At 36.3% G+C, this 18,460-nt stretch carries 13 protein-coding genes; 6 read left to right on the forward strand and 7 right to left on the reverse strand.

All coding sequences use genetic code 11. The annotated features are described in order from the left end of the window. Positions 1–49: 49 nt before the first annotated feature. The 4 genes from rpoB to treF form a co-directional block, all read right to left on the reverse strand. Entirely contained in the window at positions 50–3,916 is a 3,867-nt protein-coding gene (rpoB, locus tag BC781_RS04205) for a DNA-directed RNA polymerase subunit beta (protein ID WP_109615973.1), read from the reverse strand. A 207-nt stretch (positions 3,917–4,123) separates the two neighbouring features. After that, complete coding sequence (locus BC781_RS04210; RefSeq protein ID WP_109615974.1) at positions 4,124–4,720, reverse strand: TlpA family protein disulfide reductase; 597 nt, start codon at positions 4,718–4,720, stop codon at positions 4,124–4,126. Positions 4,721–4,768: 48 nt separating this feature from the next. Next, entirely contained in the window at positions 4,769–5,647 is an 879-nt protein-coding gene (locus BC781_RS04215) for an SDR family oxidoreductase (protein WP_109615975.1), read from the reverse strand. Positions 5,648–5,737: 90 nt separating this feature from the next. Continuing rightward, on the reverse strand, positions 5,738–7,357 hold the full coding sequence (gene treF, locus BC781_RS04220; protein WP_109615976.1) for an alpha,alpha-trehalase TreF: 1,620 nt from the start codon (positions 7,355–7,357) through the stop codon (positions 5,738–5,740). Positions 7,358–7,556: 199 nt separating this feature from the next. Between treF and BC781_RS04225 the strand changes: the two genes are divergently transcribed. Continuing rightward, positions 7,557–8,855, forward strand: a complete 1,299-nt coding sequence (locus BC781_RS04225; RefSeq protein WP_109615977.1) for a carboxypeptidase-like regulatory domain-containing protein — start codon at positions 7,557–7,559, stop codon at positions 8,853–8,855. Positions 8,856–8,920: 65 nt separating this feature from the next. Here BC781_RS04225 and BC781_RS04230 read toward each other — a convergent pair whose 3' ends face one another. Further along, positions 8,921–9,919 (reverse strand): energy transducer TonB, encoded by a 999-nt coding sequence (locus BC781_RS04230; RefSeq protein WP_245935575.1) that lies wholly within the window; start codon positions 9,917–9,919, stop codon positions 8,921–8,923. A 36-nt stretch (positions 9,920–9,955) separates the two neighbouring features. On the opposite strand from BC781_RS04230, the gene BC781_RS04235 reads away from it, so the two are divergent. Further along, on the forward strand, positions 9,956–11,203 hold the full coding sequence (locus BC781_RS04235; protein ID WP_109615978.1) for an ABC transporter substrate-binding protein: 1,248 nt from the start codon (positions 9,956–9,958) through the stop codon (positions 11,201–11,203). Between the two features lie 68 nt (positions 11,204–11,271). On the opposite strand, the gene BC781_RS04240 is transcribed toward BC781_RS04235, so the two are convergent. Further along, on the reverse strand, positions 11,272–11,952 hold the full coding sequence (locus BC781_RS04240; protein ID WP_109615979.1) for an FKBP-type peptidyl-prolyl cis-trans isomerase: 681 nt from the start codon (positions 11,950–11,952) through the stop codon (positions 11,272–11,274). A gap of 88 nt (positions 11,953–12,040) precedes the next feature. Between BC781_RS04240 and BC781_RS04245 the strand changes: the two genes are divergently transcribed. The 3 genes from BC781_RS04245 to BC781_RS04255 all read left to right on the forward strand — a co-directional run bounded on the left by BC781_RS04245 (position 12,041) and on the right by BC781_RS04255 (position 16,010). After that, positions 12,041–13,273 carry a M48 family metallopeptidase gene (locus BC781_RS04245; RefSeq protein ID WP_109615980.1) on the forward strand — a complete coding sequence of 411 codons (1,233 nt, stop codon included), beginning with the start codon at positions 12,041–12,043 and terminating at the stop codon, positions 13,271–13,273. Between the two features lie 166 nt (positions 13,274–13,439). Further along, positions 13,440–14,657: a DUF4493 domain-containing protein gene (locus tag BC781_RS04250; RefSeq protein WP_109615981.1), complete on the forward strand. Its 1,218-nt coding sequence runs from the start codon at positions 13,440–13,442 to the stop codon at positions 14,655–14,657. Positions 14,658–14,783: 126 nt separating this feature from the next. Further along, positions 14,784–16,010 carry an MFS transporter gene (locus tag BC781_RS04255; protein WP_109615982.1) on the forward strand — a complete coding sequence of 409 codons (1,227 nt, stop codon included), beginning with the start codon at positions 14,784–14,786 and terminating at the stop codon, positions 16,008–16,010. Positions 16,011–16,088: 78 nt separating this feature from the next. Here the strand turns inward: BC781_RS04255 and BC781_RS04260 are convergent, their stop codons facing one another. Continuing rightward, a complete protein-coding gene (locus BC781_RS04260; protein WP_109615983.1) occupies positions 16,089–17,009 on the reverse strand; it encodes a pseudouridine-5'-phosphate glycosidase in 921 nt (306 codons plus the stop codon). A 259-nt stretch (positions 17,010–17,268) separates the two neighbouring features. On the opposite strand from BC781_RS04260, the gene BC781_RS04265 reads away from it, so the two are divergent. Next, positions 17,269–18,435, forward strand: a complete 1,167-nt coding sequence (locus BC781_RS04265) for a BamA/TamA family outer membrane protein (RefSeq protein ID WP_109615984.1) — start codon at positions 17,269–17,271, stop codon at positions 18,433–18,435. The last annotated feature ends 25 nt before the right edge of the window (positions 18,436–18,460 follow it).

Below are 18,460 nucleotides of genomic sequence, written 5' to 3' on the forward strand. Positions count from 1 at the left end.
CTGCAATGCCGAAGCTTTGCAGGTTTTTTTATGGCTACTTTGTTCAGTTCTAGTCTAAAGTGATTTCTAGAGCCAAACCTCTCAATTCGTGAACCAATACGTTGAATGATTCTGGAATATTTGGTTTTGGCATGTTATCACCTTTAACGATTGCTTCGTAAGCTTTTGCTCTACCCACAACGTCATCAGATTTAACTGTCAAGATCTCACGAAGAACGTTTGCTGCACCGAATGCCTCAAGTGCCCAAACCTCCATCTCACCAAAACGCTGACCACCAAACTGTGCTTTACCACCAAGAGGCTGTTGCGTAATCAATGAGTAAGGACCAATAGAACGAGCGTGCATCTTATCATCAACCAAGTGACCAAGTTTCAGCATGTAAGTAGTACCTACTGTTACTTGACGATCGAAACGCTCACCAGTCAATCCATCATATAGGTATGCTCTACCCCAATCAGGAACACCTGCTTCTCTCAATTCTGCCAATACTTCCTCTTCAGAAGCACCATCAAAAATTGGAGTTGCATATTTTCTTCCCAATCTCTTACCAGCCCAACCTAGAACAGCTTCATAGATCTGACCGATGTTCATACGAGAAGGTACCCCTAGTGGGTTAAGAACAATATCTACAGGATTACCATCTTCTAGGAATGGCATATCTTCTACAGGTACAATCTTAGCAACAACACCTTTGTTACCGTGACGACCTGCCATCTTATCACCTACTTTCAGTTTACGTTTCTTAGCGATGTAAACCTTAGCCAACTTCACAATACCTGTTGGTAACTCATCTCCTACTTCAAGAGTAAATCTATCTCTCTTGAATGAACCAGTCAATTCGTTACGAGCTTTTGTGTAGTTGTGAACCATTTCTCCGACCATCTTATTCAGACGCTCATCCTCAGTCCAGTTATCCAAAAGGATATCACCAATAAGGTTAGCTTCCTCTGGTACTGCGTAAGAACTATCGTCTCTATAAGGGTTTTTCTCAGGGAAAAGGTTTGCAATGATGTTATCACGAGAGAATTTAACTCCTGGGCTCATGATTTCATCACCAAACTTGTGATTGATTCCTTGACAAGTAACACCATCTAGGATACTTACAAGTTTATTAATCAATCTAGCCTCGATACCTTTCAAGTCGCGAGAATAAGTAGCTTTTAATGCCACTACTTCTTTCTTCGCTTTAGCTCTAAGGTCTTTATCTTTCTTAGGACGAGAGAACAACTTCGTATCGATAACAACACCTTCTAATGATGCTGAAGCTTTCATTGAAGCATCTTTTACATCACCAGCTTTGTCACCAAAGATTGCTCTAAGAAGTTTCTCTTCTGGAGTTGGATCAGACTCTCCTTTAGGAGTAATCTTACCGATAAGGATATCTCCAGCTTTAACTCTTGAACCAACACGGATGATACCGTTTTCGTCAAGGTTTTTCACTGCATCCTCAGATACGTTAGGGATTTCAGAAGTTAATTCTTCCTCACCACGTTTTGTATCTCTTACCTCAAGCTCAAATTCTTCGATATGGATTGAAGTGAAGACGTCTTTCTTAACAACGTTTTCAGAAATTACAATCGCATCCTCAAAGTTATATCCTTGCCAAGGCATGTAAGCTACCATAAGGTTTTTACCCAATGCAAGCTCACCATTATTTGTAGAATATCCTTCACAAAGAACTTGACCTTTCTTCACTACATCACCTTTCTTCACCAATGGAATCAAGTTGATTGTGGTATCCTGGTTAGTTCTACGGAATTTAATCAATTTGTTCTTAACAACTTCGTTGTCAAACGTAACAGTACGTTGGTCTTCAGTCAAGTCGTAGCGAATGTTGATGCTATTTGCATCTACAGAGTCAACTACACCATCGTGTTGAGCTGTCAATACTGTTCTTGAATCTCTTGCAGTTCTCCACTCCACACCAGTACCTACGATTGGTGCTTCTGCTTTCAATAATGGAACTGCTTGACGCTGCATGTTGGATCCCATCAAAGCACGGTTGGCATCATCATGCTCCAAGAAAGGAATCAAAGAAGCCGCTACCGATACAATTTGGTTAGGCGCAACGTCCATGTAAGAAAGCTCTTCCGCAGGGATTAATGGGAAGTCACCTTCAAGACGAGATTTTACAATATCATTAGAGAACTTACCGTCTTCCTCAATTGATGCTTTCGCTTGAGCAATATTGTGTCCATCTTCCTCCTCAGCACTCAAATAAGTGATATCTGACTGATCTACTTTTCCTTCTTTTACTTCGTAATAAGGAGTTTCGATAAAGCCCATGTCATTTACTTTAGCGTAAACACATAGAGAAGAAATCAAACCAATGTTTGGACCTTCAGGAGTCTCAATAGTACAAAGACGACCGTAGTGCGTGTAGTGAACGTCACGAACCTCGAAACCTGCTCTTTCACGAGAAAGACCACCAGGACCCAAGGCAGAAACTCTACGCTTGTGTGTAATCTCAGCCAATGGGTTTGTTTGATCCATGAACTGAGAAAGCTGGTTTGTACCGAAGAATGAGTTGATCACTGAAGAAAGTGTTCTTGCATTGATCAAATCAACTGGTTTAAAGTCTTCGTTGTCACGTACGTTCATTCTTTCTTTGATTGTACGAGCCATACGAGCCAAACCAACACCAAACTGAGAGTACAATTGCTCACCAACTGTTCTTACACGTCTGTTTGACAAGTGGTCAATATCATCGACTACTGCTTTAGAATTGATCAAAGTGATCAAGAACTTCACAATCTCGATAATATCTTCTTTTGTAAGGACTTTAGTGTCCATAGCCGTATTCAACTTCAATTTCTTGTTGATACGGTAACGTCCTACTTCCCCTAGATCGTAACGCTTATCTGAGAAGAATAGGTTGTTGATAATATCACGCGCTGTTTGCTCATCTGGTGCCTCAGTGTTACGCAACTGACGGTAAATTTGCTCAACAGCTTCTTTTTCAGAGTTAGAATTATCTTTCTGAAGCGTGTTATAGATAATTTGGTAATCTGCAATGTTAATATCATCACGGTGAAGGATGATAGACTTAACACCTGCGTCCAAAATAATATCGATATCAGCCTCTGTAAGCTCAGAGTCACGCTCAAGAACTACCTCGTTTCTGTCGATAGATACTACTTCTCCAGTATCCTCATCTACGAAATCTTCTGTCCATGTTTTCAAAACACGAGCAGCCAAGGTACGTCCTACAATTTTGTTAAGCTCACTACGAGAAGCTTCGATTTCTTGTGACAACCCGAACAAGTCAAGGATATTTTTGTCACTACCATAACCGATAGCTCTCAAAAGAGTCGTAACAGGGAATTTTTTCTTACGGTCGATATAAGCATACATTACGTTGTTTACGTCTGTAGCGAATTCGATCCAAGAACCTTTAAAAGGAATTACCCTTGCAGAATAAAGCTTTGTTCCGTTTGTGTGTTTTGATTGAGCGAAGAATACACCCGGTGATCTGTGTAGCTGAGAAACGATTACACGCTCAGCACCGTTAATCACGAAAGAACCTCTTTCACTCATATATGGGATATTCCCCAAGAACACATCTTGTTCGATTGTCTCGAAGTCTTCGTTGTCCTCGTCATTACACGAAAGTTTCAATTTCGCCTTCAAAGGAACATTGAACGTCAGACCTCTTTCAATACACTCATCTTCTGTGTATTTTGGAGGATCAACCGTATAATCGATGAACTCCAAAACGAAGTTTTCTCTCGAATCTGTGATCGGGAAATTTTCTTCGAAAACCTTATAGAGCCCTTCTTTTTCACGCTCTTCAGGCGGAGTTTCTAATTGAAAGAATGACTTAAATGACCTAAACTGTACATCCAAAAAGTCTGGGTATTCCAGTACATTTTCAATGGATGCAAAGTTTTTCCTGCCGTTTTTGAATGTAGCCAAGGTACTAATCCTTTATATTTTATAAACTGAACTTAACTTCAACCACCTATTTAGTGATCGCGGAAATTGTTTCAAACATGACACAATAGCCGCAAAATAGACTCGCAAAGTTAGGGAGTCCCCATTGTAAATCCAAGTAAAAAAGCAAACTTAATTCTTTTTTTCCGATTCAAGTATTGAATATTTTCGATCTAATCTTATAATCAGCTACTTGGAGTTTAATTGGGTTATAAACTCTTTGAAAGAAGCGGTGTTGTAATTGGCTATTCCTTCCTTTCTAAAGACAATTTGCCCTTGAGGAGAGACTACAAATGTTGTAGGAACCACATTACTTTCAAATACCTTTGGTCTCGGACCAGCTAGACGATAGATTGGGAAATCATATGCTTTACGATTTATGAACTTCTTTAACTTCTCCAAGTCTTGATCAACAGAAAGCATTACAAAGATGATTTCCTCAGAATGAATATCATCATAAAGAGCTTGTAACTCTGGCATTTCAGCAACACAAGGCGGACACCATGTCGCCCATACATTTATCAAAATGGTTTTTCCTCTAAATTCTTCTAATGAAGATATATTACCTTCTAAATCAAGTAAATTCAAATCATAAGATGCTTCAGCTACATTTTCACTACTTGCTTCGGCATTCAAGATTCCTGTTTTAAGGACTAAACGCTGAAAAATCCCGATAACTTCAGTGTGATAACCAGAAAAATACAATCCTCCTATAAGGATAATCCATATCCCACCTTCAATTAGTTCCCTTTTCCAATCTTTTTTTCCTTTTTTCTTCTTTTCCATTCCTTACAAATCACCGTCTTCCCTGTATTTATAGCTTTCTATTTTCAATTATTTTTTCCGATTTGCCTCTCTCACTTTTTGCTCTACAATATCCCACATTTCAGGCGTAACCTTTTCTAAATAGTTAAACTCTCCAGCTCCTTGCAACCATTCTCCTCCATCAATTGTAACTACTTCACCATTTATATAAGATGAAAAATCAGACATAAGATATGCTGCCAAATTTGCTAGTTCTTGATGTTCTCCAACTCTCTTCAAAGGTATACGACTCGCAGGATCAAACATTTCTCTCATATTTTCAGGGAAGAGTCTATCCCAAGCCCCCGCTGTTGGGAATGGGCCAGGAGCAATTGCATTCATTCGAATACCATATTTCCCCCACTCTGCCGCCAAAGACTTTGTTAAAGAAAGGACTCCTGCTTTTGCACAAGCAGAAGGAACAACATAACCAGAACCAGTCCATGAATAGGTTGTTACTATATTTAGTACCGTACCACGTACTTTTTCTTCAATCCACTTTTTCCCTAAAGTCAAAGTACAATTGTACGTACCTTGTAGAACAATACCGACAATCACATCAAATGCTTTTGCACTAAGTCTTTCTGTGGGACTGATAAAATTACCTGCAGCATTATTTACAAGTCCATCCAATTGCCCAAACTCAGAATAAGCTTTTTCAATCGCTTTCTCTACATCTAAGATTTTACGAACGTCGCATGCTACTGGTAAAACCTTCCCTCCTGTCTCCTCTTCAAGTTCCTGGGCTGTTTGCGTCAGTACATCAATTTTACGACTTGAAATCACGACATTCGCTCCGAGTTCTAGAAAATACTTTGTCATAGAACGCCCTAGCCCTGTTCCTCCTCCAGTAACAAGATATGTTTTTCCTTTTAAGCTCCCTTCTTTTAGCATTGGTTGATTATACATAGTCTTTGGTTTCTTGAATTATAAAAGTGTGTTTTCTACAAGATATATTTTTAGAAGAATAGTCAAAAGGAAAAACTTTAGCCAATTAAACTATTTTGTCATTTCAGCCTCTACTATTGAGTTTGATTGTTGTTGTATTATTTCAGATAAGATGAGAGCAATTCCATTCGTCCATCCAAAGCCATCTTGATTAGGGTATTCGCCGCCTCCTGCTTTCAAATTGGTATTGACTACATTATATTTTTCCATCATTTTGTGCTCACTCTGATATACTTTACGATTGAGGTTTAGCCAGTTTGACGCAATTTTCATAGCCAATTCATCATAGCCATAATTCAATAAACCTTTTACAGTCATCCATTGCAAAGGAGCCCATCCGTTGGGTGCATCCCACTGTTCCCCACTTTCAATTAGAGTTGTCACCACCCCTCCGTCTTTCAAAAACTCTGATTCAATAATTTCACAAACCCTTTCCGCCTGTTCTGGAGAAGCCATTTTACAAAAGAGTGGATAAACCGTTGCCAACGTTTTAGCGGGAGTAAAACTCTGTAGCTTAAAATCATAATCTCGATACAGACCACTTTTGCTATCCCACATAAACGTATTTATCAACTCTTTGCGAAGATCAGCTCTAAACATATAATGATTCGCTTCTTCGGGATGACCATACCAATAATGCATTTCAGATAAAGTATGCTCTAAATGATAAAGTAAACTATTTAGGCAAACGGGTACGATATCCATAGTGTAGATACTATGGATATTTTCCTGATCCTTGAACCATCGACTACTAAAGTCCCAACCAGACTCACACGCAGCTCTGATATGTTGATGAAAGGCTGATCTTTCGTGAGTATCTAAATGAAATGCCCATCTAGTTTCTTTGGAATAAGCTTCAGCTCTAGGGATTTTCAATTCGCTGTAATATCGATTCAGTGTATGTAATGAATCTACCTTAACCAAATGACGGTAGCTTTTATCAGTTAGGTTATGAGGCTCATGCTCCATCCAATATTGATATTCTTTTTCTAGAGCTGGTAAATACTTGATCACACTTTCCCAACCATGCTTATCGGCATAAGCGCGTAGCATAAATGCAAAAAATGGGGGTTGTGATCTTGAAATGAAATAGGTTCGATTAGCATTAGGGATATGTCCAAACTCTTCAATCAGATATTGAAAATTATCTAACATCCCATGTACCAAAGAATCTTCATTAGAAACAAGAAGTCCTTCAATCGTAAAGTAACTATCCCAATAAAACATTTCCCTAAACCGCCCTCCGGGTACAACATAAGGTTTCGGAAGTGAAATTAAAGTTGAAGACATTCCTTCATCTGCTGCTGATTTTGTCAATCGTTTCCAATGATTTCCGAGGTGCTCCTCCATTGAAGTTGGGAACTCAAAATTTTCATCTTTTTCAGAAGTCGGCAACTGAAAATTATCTTGAACAAACTCTTTTAATTCAAAATCATGGCTATTTTTTTCTACTTGATACTTTTCAACAATTTCTGAAGGAGAATAAAGTGGTTCTGCATCTACAAAAGTTTTATCATCAGGAAACATTCCACTCCTTTGCACATCTGAAAATAAAACACCGAGGTGCTGATCAGGGATGTAATAGTTTTTATGATTACTCGAATCTTGATTGAAAGATAAATTACAGGAACTCAAAAAAATCAATAGTAACAGTAAAATTGGATATCTCATAAGAACATGGGTCTAATTGGTTTTCAGACTTAAATACTTCTTTATAAAGATTCTAATCTTGAGTCTGAATATTGTTTTGGATTTGTAGAAATAAGGGTAATAGATTTTAAAAAAGTTACTTAAATGTAGCATTTTTTTAGAACCGCATCTTATAGAAGAAGAGGTTTTAGCGTATACTCTTTTAAAAAAGGGATTAAACATGACAAAACTAAGATATAGTATCACATTACTGTTTGTGTTTTTTACAATTTCTGTCAGTGCTCAAGAAGTACAAGGGATTGTTTATGATGCAGAGAGCAATGAAGTTATCCCATATGTAAATGTTGTCATTGACAATACCAGTAGAGGTACTGTCAGTGGACCAAATGGTACTTTCTCATTATCTATTCAAGGGCTAGACTTGAATGAAATTAAATTATCTTTTTCTTCAATTGGCTATCAAACACATCAGCAGTCAATACGTTTAGAAAGCGAAAGTACCGAAGCCATTGAAGTTTACTTGAAAGCATCTGAAATCACCTTAGATGAAGTAGTTGTTACCCCTTTAGCCCCAGAAGAATACATCAAAAGAGCTATTGATCAAGTCTCTGAAAACTACCCTGACTCGGCTTTTGTTTGCAAAGGCTACTTCAATGAATATCTAAAAGAAAACAAGGTCTATTTGAAGTTTTCCGAAGGTTTAATGGAAATGTGGCATCCTCCTTACGGAGACACAACAGCTACAAAAGTGAGAATCTTAAATGCTAGAGCTAAAAGGGATTTAGGTCAGTTGACATTTATGAGAAAAAAGCTCGACAAAATGTATGACAAGGAAGTAAAAAAGGAAAAAGAGAAAGCTTTGAAAGGGGGAGAAGAATGGGATAATGAAGAACATCAATCCATTGATCAAGAGTTACTAGAATCGAGTCTTGGAGGACCGAATGTCGTCACTTTTATAGATCCGATTTATAATATGGATGAATATTTACAGGAAAAACATTTCAAAGATTTTAATTACGAAATCAGTCGATTTACAGAATATCAAGGGCAAAAAGTAATGGTCATTTCATTCAAGAGTAAACGAAAAATTGACCATATAAAAGGTCATGGTGAAATTTACCTAGACATAGACAAAGATGTAATTGTAGCTGTAAAAGCAAAAGGAAAATTCTATGTTCCTACCCTCGCAAAACCTGTACTTTTTGTCATGGGCGTAAAAGTAAAATCAGCTGTGTTCCAAAAAGAAGTTCACTACAGGAATATAAATGGAAACTTCTATTTGAGTGACTTTGAAACCTACATCGAACTAGACCTGATCAACCTTAAGATGTTTTCAAAGAATGTCCCTGCCAAATTTGAAATAGAGCAACATTACTTTGTTTCTAATATTGAAAAAAAAGCAAAGCCTCCTTTCCCAAAATCACAGTGGATGGATATTGAAAAGTCAATGGAAAGTCAAGCTGTATTTCCATATAATGAAGAAATGTGGGAAGAATATCAGAGCCTAAGACCGTGGTAAAACAAAAAAGCATTTCTGAGATTGCTCAGAAATGCTTTTTGTAAGATATGATTACCTAGTTGTTATTAGCTCAATTTAAAGTTGATTGGCAAAACCATTTTTTGTTTTACCGCTCTACCTCTTTGCTTACCAGGTTTCCACTTCATAGATTTTCTAATTACCCTTTCAGCTTCTTCATCACATCCAGCACCAATTCCACGAACTGTTTTTACATCGATCAAAGAACCATCTTTGTCAACTACAAACTGAACGTATACTTTTCCTTCAACACCCATACGACGTGCTTGAGAAGGGTACTTCATGTTTTTACCTACCCACTTCAAGAATGCTGTAGTTCCACCTTGGTAAGAAGCTGGATCTTCTACGATTTCAAAAATCTCATCTACTGCTTCCTCTTCAGTTTCGAAATCTTCAACAACCTCTTCCATTTCGAATTCCTCGTCAAATTCAGGTAGTTCGATTTCAATTTCTTCTTCGATTTCAGCCTCATCTGGCACCTCTACAATCTGAGGGATTGTAACTTTTGGTGGTGGAGGTGGCTTTACAAAAGTTTGAGGAACTTCAATTTGCTCTTCAGCTTCCGCCTCAAGATTACCTAAATCCATAAGCGCTTGCTCTTCAAACTGAGGAAATTCCATAAATGCAAGAATAACTCCGATACTCAAAGCCCATCCTACACTTGATACCATAAAACCGTTGATACCACCAAATCCTGCTGATGCGTATTTTTTATCAAGGATTGAAGAAGAGTTTTCGTTTGAATTTTGCTCTAATTCTTCCTGACTTCCAATACTCATCATATATTGCGTTAGTGAAACGATAAACCAAATACCGTCAATAAACAATACAACAAGGTTGAATAAAAGAATATTTGTACCTGTGAATCCTAAATAAGCAAAGGCTCCAAGTACGATTATCGCTACTCCGATTCCTGCTAGTTTCTTTATTGAACTTGAGTCAAGAGTCCCATCAGTCAATCGAATAGCTAGGTAAAGGGCCAGCAATATGATGTTGATTATCGGGAACATAACATTTCCCAATGTTTCATAGACCGCAACAAGCATAGTACTAGTCGTTTTGTTGTTTAAAAATATTATTAAATGAATATCGAAAAATATAAATTAAGTTGGATAAAACACAAAGAATTATTGAAAAATATGATTTTGAGATTAAAAAAAATTTATAAGTCAGTCATTGTATTGTCAGTAATTGGGACAATAATTTCTTGCCAAAATGCAAATAAGTCTAACAATTCAAATGAAAATCAACAAAATATAAACGTCCAATGGGATAAGGTTGAAACAAAATACGCTAAGAAGTTTGACATAAAATATTACGACGATCTCGGCTACAAAGAGCTAAACATTATTGAGCCTTTTTCAGGAAGTAAAGACACGCTTACTTACATCTTGAAAGAGTCGGGTGCACAAGTGCCAACTGAAGTGAAAAATAAGGCTATATCAGTTATAGATATTCCAATAAAATCTGCTGCATCGCTTTCAAATGCACATTTAGCCTACTTTGACAGGCTAGGTACACTTCCTTTTCTTACAGCCGTATCAGATACAGCCTTTATTTCAAATCCTTTGGTAAAAGAAATGATCGCTCAGAAACAGATCACAGATTTAGGAAGCAGTAACCAACCAAACAAAGAGGTAATGCTAACTGTTCAACCTAAGCTTGTCACATATACAATTTATTCAGCAGCTCAACTCGGAACTGGTAGTGAATACAAAAATCTCGGTATTAATTATGTACCAATTGCCGAGTGGCAAGAAAATACACCTTTAGGTAGAGCAGAGTGGATTAAATTTTTTGCCTGCTTCTTCAATAAAGAAAAAGAAGCTAATGAGGTTTTTGACCTTGTGGAGGAAAACTATTTAAAATCAAAAGAGATTGCAGCTGAAGTAACAAACCGTCCTAAAGTTTTAACAGGACTTTCTTACCAAGGTGCTTGGCATGTTCCTAATGAAAATAGCTATATCGCTACACTGCTTTCTGATGCGGGAGCAGATTTACCTTGGGAAAATAATAAAGGTACTGCGAGTACACCGATGGCTTTTGAAGTCGTTTATGAAAAAGGACACAAATGTGATTATTGGATAAACATTAGTTCGATTCGTAATAAAAAAGAGCTTATTCAGACTGATCACAGATTTAATGACTTTCTGGCTGTAAAGGACAATCACTTGTTCAATAACAATAAAAGACTAAATGCACTAGGCTGGAATGAGTATTATGAAACCTCTACAATGAGCCCAGATATTGTACTAAAAGACCTCATTAAGATTTTCCACCCCGACCTCATCAAAGAACATGAGCTGTACTACTACCAAACACTTGAATAGATTATAATAAAAAAAGAGTCACTCTAAATCTTCCTTTAGAGTGACTCTTTCTATTTCGCTAATATTTCTTAGTCTACAATATCGATCAATTCTACTTCAAAATATAAAGTTGAATTTGCAGGAATACGTCCGATAGAACGTTCTCCATATCCAATCTCTGGTGGAATTCTTAATATTGCTTTTGTTCCTACAGGAATACTCGTTAGACCTTCATCCCATCCATCAATTACACGACCAACACCAATTGGGAATGTCAAAGGAGTACCTCTGTCGTAAGAACTATCAAAGACTTCCCCATTCTCTAGCATACCTTTATAGTGAACTACAATTTCATCTCCCTTAGCTGGAATATCTCCATTTCCTTGTTCTAAGATTTTAATACCTAAACCAGAATCTGTAAAATCGAAACCAATTTTCGTTTTTTCTACATTCCAAGTTTCCAAGGCTACTTCCAAAAACAGAACATCTATGGCTGAAAGTTTTGCTGTCTTTTCAGTAATCTGTGTCAGCAAATAATCTACATGATTTTCACCTTCCTTAATTATCGGAAGTTTGTAAGACTTACTTTTTTTAGTAGAGAAAATAAAATAATCACTTTTCTCAATAAACTGAGCACATCTAATTCCAAATCGAGCATCGGTAAAACAGTAGTCTATATCTTCAGTTGTTGGGGCACAATCCTCACATTGGGCATATACTGAAAAAAAACTCAACTGAGATATGAATAGTAATAGGATAAAAGCTCTCATATTCTAAATCTATCTTTTGAACTATTTTTTGAACACTAATTAATCATCTAATTTCTTAGATTTGTAAAAGAGATCAAAAAAGAAAACGATGGAACAGACAATTTTGTATGTTATTTTAGGAATTCTAACAGTTGAATTCTTACTAGAACGAACTTTAGGGTATTTAAATAAAAAAAATACGAAAGCTCAACTACCTTCTGAGCTAAGTGAAATATATGATGAAGATAAATACGAAGAGTTTATCCGCTATTCAAAGGCTAAGGATCAACTAGGTAATATTTCTTCAATTTTTAGTTTTATTGTTACAATTCTGATGCTTGTGAAAGGTTTTGCGTGGATCAATGATTATGTAACTTCATTTGGGCTGAATCCTATGTGGACCTCTTTGGCATTTTTTGGTGTAATTGGTTTAGGTTCTACAATCATTTCTTTACCATTTGACTGGTACGCTACGTTTGTAATTGAAGAAAAATTCGGATTCAATAAAACGACTGTTAAAACATTTATTCTAGATAAAATCAAAGGTTTAGTATTAGGCGCTGTTATTGGAGGCTTATTGCTTAGTGTATTCATTTGGTTCTACAATGCCTTCCCAGAATTCTTCTGGTTATATGCTTGGGGTATCTTTATGGTATTTACACTTTTAATTACAATGTTCTATACCAACTGGATTCTTCCTTTATTCAATAAATTGACTCCTTTAGAAGATGGTGAATTAAGAAACGCAATTGAGGCATATTCTAATAAGGTAGATTTTCCATTAAAAAATGTGATGGTACTAGACGGCTCAAAACGTTCTACAAAAGCAAATGCATTTTTTAGTGGATTAGGCAAAGCAAAAAACATCGTACTTTACGATACTTTGATTGAGAAAATGACTACTGAAGAAATTGTAGCTGTGTTAGCACACGAAGTAGGTCACTACAAAAAGAAGCATACACTTCAGATGTTATTTATTTCTGCGGTCAATATGTTGATTACATTATATGTATTGAGTTTAGTAATTAATGAACCTTCATTCTCAGCGGCTTTAGGTGTAGAAACTCAAACACCAATTTTCCACTTAAGCCTTATTGTCTTCTCATTGTTATATAGTCCAATCTCTACAATTACAGGATTGACAATGAATGTACTTTCAAGAAAGAATGAATTTGAGGCAGATGCTTATGCGCGTTCTACATCTTCTGCTAATGATCTGATTTCTTCATTGAAAAAGCTTTCGGTAGATGCTTTAAGCAATCTAACCCCTCATCCTGCTTATGTATTTTTCCATTATACACACCCTCCTTTATTACAGAGGATGGCTGCATTGAAAGCTTAGATAACATATTTTTCACTAAAGAAACGGCATGTTTAGGTCTAACTAAACGTGCCGTTTTTTTATTATATTCTAAATATTTCTATTGATTATTCACCTACCTATCCTTATCTTTTATAGACTATCTAAAATTTTTACACCTAATATTTTTCATAACCCAACCTTTAGAATGAAACAATCTATTCTCTTTTTACTCATTTTATCTTTTTCGTCATCCTGTAACCTATTGGAGAGTAATGACTCTACAAACCAAGGCATATTGACACTCATACCTTCGGTGAATCAAAATCAAAACCCTGTACCGCTTAAAAATGCAAGAATAACAGAGGATTCATACCTTTTTACCATTGATATTTTCAATGAAGATGATTTAGAGAACTCCATCCGATCATTAGACACAGAATCACTAAGTGAAGAATTGATTTTACCCGAAGGAAACTATATCGCAAAAGCTTACACCAACGAGTACAGCTTGCCAAGCTTTTCAGATTCCATTTATAGCGGACAATCAGAAAGTTTTTCTATTTCAGCTAATGAAGAAACGGAAGTTTCAATTAATTGTACACTTGAAAATGTAAAAGTCAGTATTTCCTACATACAGAATACCTTAGACTTTTTTGATGACATTTACACCGTTGTAAGCACCAATTCAGGAAGTTTATTATTCTCTCCAAATGATGAAATGACCTATTCTGGTTTCTTCGAGTCGGGAAACTTCAATTTTGATGTCAGAATGCAGAAAGACGGCATCAATTATCAATCGCTTTTTTCTTATGAAAATGCACAACCTTCTGATTGGTTAAAAATAAGTTTCAATTTCTCAGGAGAACTCACTGCCGATGGAATTGGGAACATCAACCTCATTATTGATGATTCTCAGAATGGAATCGATCTTGATTGGGAATTAGATCCTGTTGAGCTCGAAAATTATGCTTTATATATTTCAGAATATGCAGAAGGAAGTGGCTACAACAAAGCCATAGAGATTTACAATCCTACAGCTGAGTCTATTGATTTAGCTAATTACAGTATAGTTTTTTATGCAAATGGAGCGACAGAATCTAGTTCTACTTTAGACCTAAGTGGGGAAATCGAAGCATATTCAACCTACCTTATTATACACTCAAGTTTTGATCAAGATTTACTTCCAGAGAACATCACCCAAAATCTTGAAGCAAGTATAAGCATTACAGGAAATGATGCTTTTGTTTTAAGTCATCAAGAAGAAGCCATTGATCAGTTTGGCGTGATTGGGGATGATGCTGATTTCGCATCGAATATTACCCTCAGACGTAAAGCTGAAGTAGGTGAAGGTAATTTAATATTCAGTATGGAAGAATGGGATGAATTTGAAGAAGACAATTTTGAGAATTTAGGAACAAGATAAATACTTTAGAGTTTAAGCTGATGTGGTATTCGCATCAGCTTTCTTCATTTTATAATTAACAATTTCGAATATCCTGAACAAAACGAAGTGATTTTACGTGAATGAATGGTTCACAAAACGATATAAATGGAACTCACTACAAAAGAAAAACGGATATTATATTTACTAGCAGCAGTAAGTTTTACTAACATATTAGACTTCATGATCATGATGCCTTTAGGGAATCAATTCAAAGAAGTCTTTGATCTCATACCTTCCCAGTGGAGTCTTGTCATTTCCTCTTATACCTTTTCAGCTGGAATATCTGGAATCCTTACTTTCTTTATCATTGACCGCTTCGAACGCAAGAGCTTTCTATTAAGTATTTATACAGGCTTCATCATAGGAACAGCCTTTTGTGCTTTGGCTTTTAGTTATGAATCTTTGGTTGTTGCAAGGGCGTTTACAGGGATTTTTGGAGGTGTAATCAACGCTATACTTTTCTCTATGGTTGGTGATATTTTGCCTGTCTTAAAAAGAGGAAAAGGAATGGGCGTTTTACTCATTGGTTTTTCAGCAGCATCTTCTTTAGGTGTACCTCTTGGGCTATATTTAGGATTAAACGTTAACTGGCAAGCACCCTTCATTTTCATAGTGGGTGTCGCAGTATTGTTATGGTTTGCAATCCTAAAATTCATACCCAAAATCAATAATACAAAACAAGCGAGAAGTCTATCAGATTCGTTTAGAGCTTTAAGTAAAATATTTAGAAATAAGACACAAATTATTGCATTAGCAGGACTATTTTCGATGTTTTTCGGGCATTTCATTATTATCCCATTCTTAGCTCCATATATGGTCAATAATGTCGGAATTTCTGAAAATCACCTGACTTGGATATACTTCATCGGTGGGATTGTCACTATTTTCTCTTCGCCATTCATTGGTCGATTAACGGACAAATATGGTAGATTGAAAGTATATGCAATACTGGCTTTACTTTCACTTATCCCTCACCTGATAATTACAAATATGGGCCCTACTCCTATCCACTTTGTATTAATTGCTTCTACCTTATTATTTATTCTTGGGGGAAGAAGCATCCCTGCCAACACAATGGTTTTAGATACAGCAACAGCCGAAGAAAGGGGAGCATTTATGAGTATCAGATCAGGTGTCCAACAAATGGCATCTGCTCTTGCTTCTTTTATTGCAGGCTATATTCTTATGGAAACGCCTAGTGGTACTTACGAAAATTATTCTATTGCGGGAGGTCTCGGTGCAATACTGACATTGTCCTCAATATTTCTAATGTACAAGGCGATGAATGCTAATAAAAATGTAAAAGAAAAAGTTGCTGAGGTAGCCTCTTAAGCTTTAAAAAGACTCTAATGCACAAATAAAGCCCCACTCTAAATCATAACGAATGGGGCTTTATTGCTTTCAAAAGAATTATATATCCATTTCTGCCATTGTCTTTGCTAGCTGTGCGCCTACCAGTGCATTATTTTCAAGAAGATGAATATTTGCGATTAAGCTTCTACCTTCAGTTTCTTGTCTTATTCTCTCGAGCAAGAATGGCGTTATTTCTTTACCAATTATATCTTTTTCTGCTGCCTCAAGCATTGCTTTACTGATTGCCATATTGATTTCAGATATTTGCATTGCATGAATCTTAGGTATAGGGTTTGCGATCACAACTCCTCCTTTCAACCTCATTTTCCATTTCACTTCTACTACTTTAGCCAATTCTTCTAAAGTATCAATTGAATAATCACATTTAAAACCACTTTCACGACAGTAGAATGCTGGAAAATCTTCAGATTTGTAACCAATCACAGGTACTCCCCTTGTTTCAAGAAACTCTAAAGTCATTCCTATATCTAATATCGCTTTTGCCCCTGCACAGACCACTGCTACATCCGTTTTAGCTAACTCATTCAAGTCAGCAGAAATATCTAAGGTATTCTCTCCTCCCCTATGAACCCCTCCAATTCCTCCTGTCACAAAAACCTTGATCCCTACCATGTGTGAAAGTATCATGGTTGAAGCTACTGTTGTCGCCCCGTTTTTATGAGAACCTACTACATAAGGTAAATCTCGTCTACTGACTTTTATAATATCTTTTGAAGTACAAATGAACTCCAATTCTTTGTCAGATAATCCGACTTTTATTTTCCCATCAATAATACCAATGATAGCAGGTACAACCCCCTCTCCTCTGATTACTTCTACAACTTTTTTTGCTGTTTCAAGATTTTGAGGATAAGGCATTCCATGTGCAAATACAGTCGATTCTAAAGAAAGTACAGCCTGATTATTGGCCAAGGCATCCTTTACTTCATCGTTTATATCAAATAGCGTAAGTGGCATAAGTATCGTTTAGCTAGTAGAAATAGTTAACTATTCGTTAGTGATTACTTCTATAAGTACCCGATAACAACAGTAGTTCATTTTTATAAAATGATGCTCAAAATAAAGCTTGAAAATTAAAGCCTATGTAAAAAGGTTTATAGAGTAAGCTCTACACAAGAAAATACCTTAACACTTATTACTAAAAGATTAGAGCTAATCCACATCATTTAAAGGCACTTTGGGGTCTGTCTATATTGAAGATTTATAAGAATGCCTTATGAAAAATATATTCATTTTACTTTTTACATTTTTATTGACAAACACCTATCTCTTTGCCCAGAAAACCGAAAAAGTGGAGGCAGATACAGTGGGCTTTATCAACAATATTGTAGAAAAAACTCTAGACCTTGTAACTGTTGAAAAAGGCAATACCACTTTTGCTGCTTTTCCTACCTTAGGATACTCAAGTGCTATCGGATTAGATTTTGGGATTTTTGGTGTTTATAGTATTAAACCAGAGGAAGATGAGCAGAGTACAAACAGCCGATTTCATAGACCAACTACATTTGTTCCATCGATTAGTTACTCAACCAAGAAACAGTATATGTTTTCTTTAGATGCTATGATTTTCTCAAAGAGCGGTTGGAACAGCATGTCTAGTTTTAATTTTTTAAATATGCCCGGAGTTTACTTTGGTATTGGGGTACAACCGAATGAAGAAGTTCAAACGACCCTATTCTCATCTACACGTTATCTTTTTATGGGGGAAATCAATAAATCTATCAATGATATTTATTTCATAGGATTAAAGTATGATTTGAGCCACGTACACAATTTCAACCTTGAAGGAGAATCATTACAACCAGATATCACAGGATATGATGGTGGATGGGCTAATGGATTGGGAGTAACTTTGAAAAGGGATACACGAAATAATACCACCTACCCCACTCAAGGAAGCTTTTGGCAATTCTCAGCTATGAAGTATGGCAAATACTTAGGAAGCTCATACGATTATGAGACTGTTTTATTTGATTTTAGGAACTATTTTGAACTCGGAGATGGTAAAAACTCATTGGCTGTACAAGCATTCATGCAAATGACTTTTGGGGAAGTCCCTTTTTATAATATGCCTAATCTAGGTGGTTCTAAATCTCTTAGAGGTCTTGTCCACCAGAGTAAATACATAGACCAGCACATTTATTACGTACAAACAGAATACCGACGAACTTTAGATAACAGATTTGGTGTAACAGCTTTTGTAGGTACAGGAAATACGCTAGCACACTTAGATGATAACTGGACAGAGGGAATGAATACGGTCTACGGTTTAGGAGGGCGCTTTAATCTAGTCCCAAAAGAGCGAATTAACTTTAGACTAGACTACGGAAGAAGTATTACAGGAGAATCAACGCTTATCATGACTGTGATGGAAGCATTCTAAATAAAAAAGGAGAAACCGATGATTC

This window comes from Sediminitomix flava, from assembly GCF_003149185.1.
Taxonomy (GTDB): Bacteria; Bacteroidota; Bacteroidia; order Cytophagales; family Flammeovirgaceae; genus Sediminitomix; species Sediminitomix flava.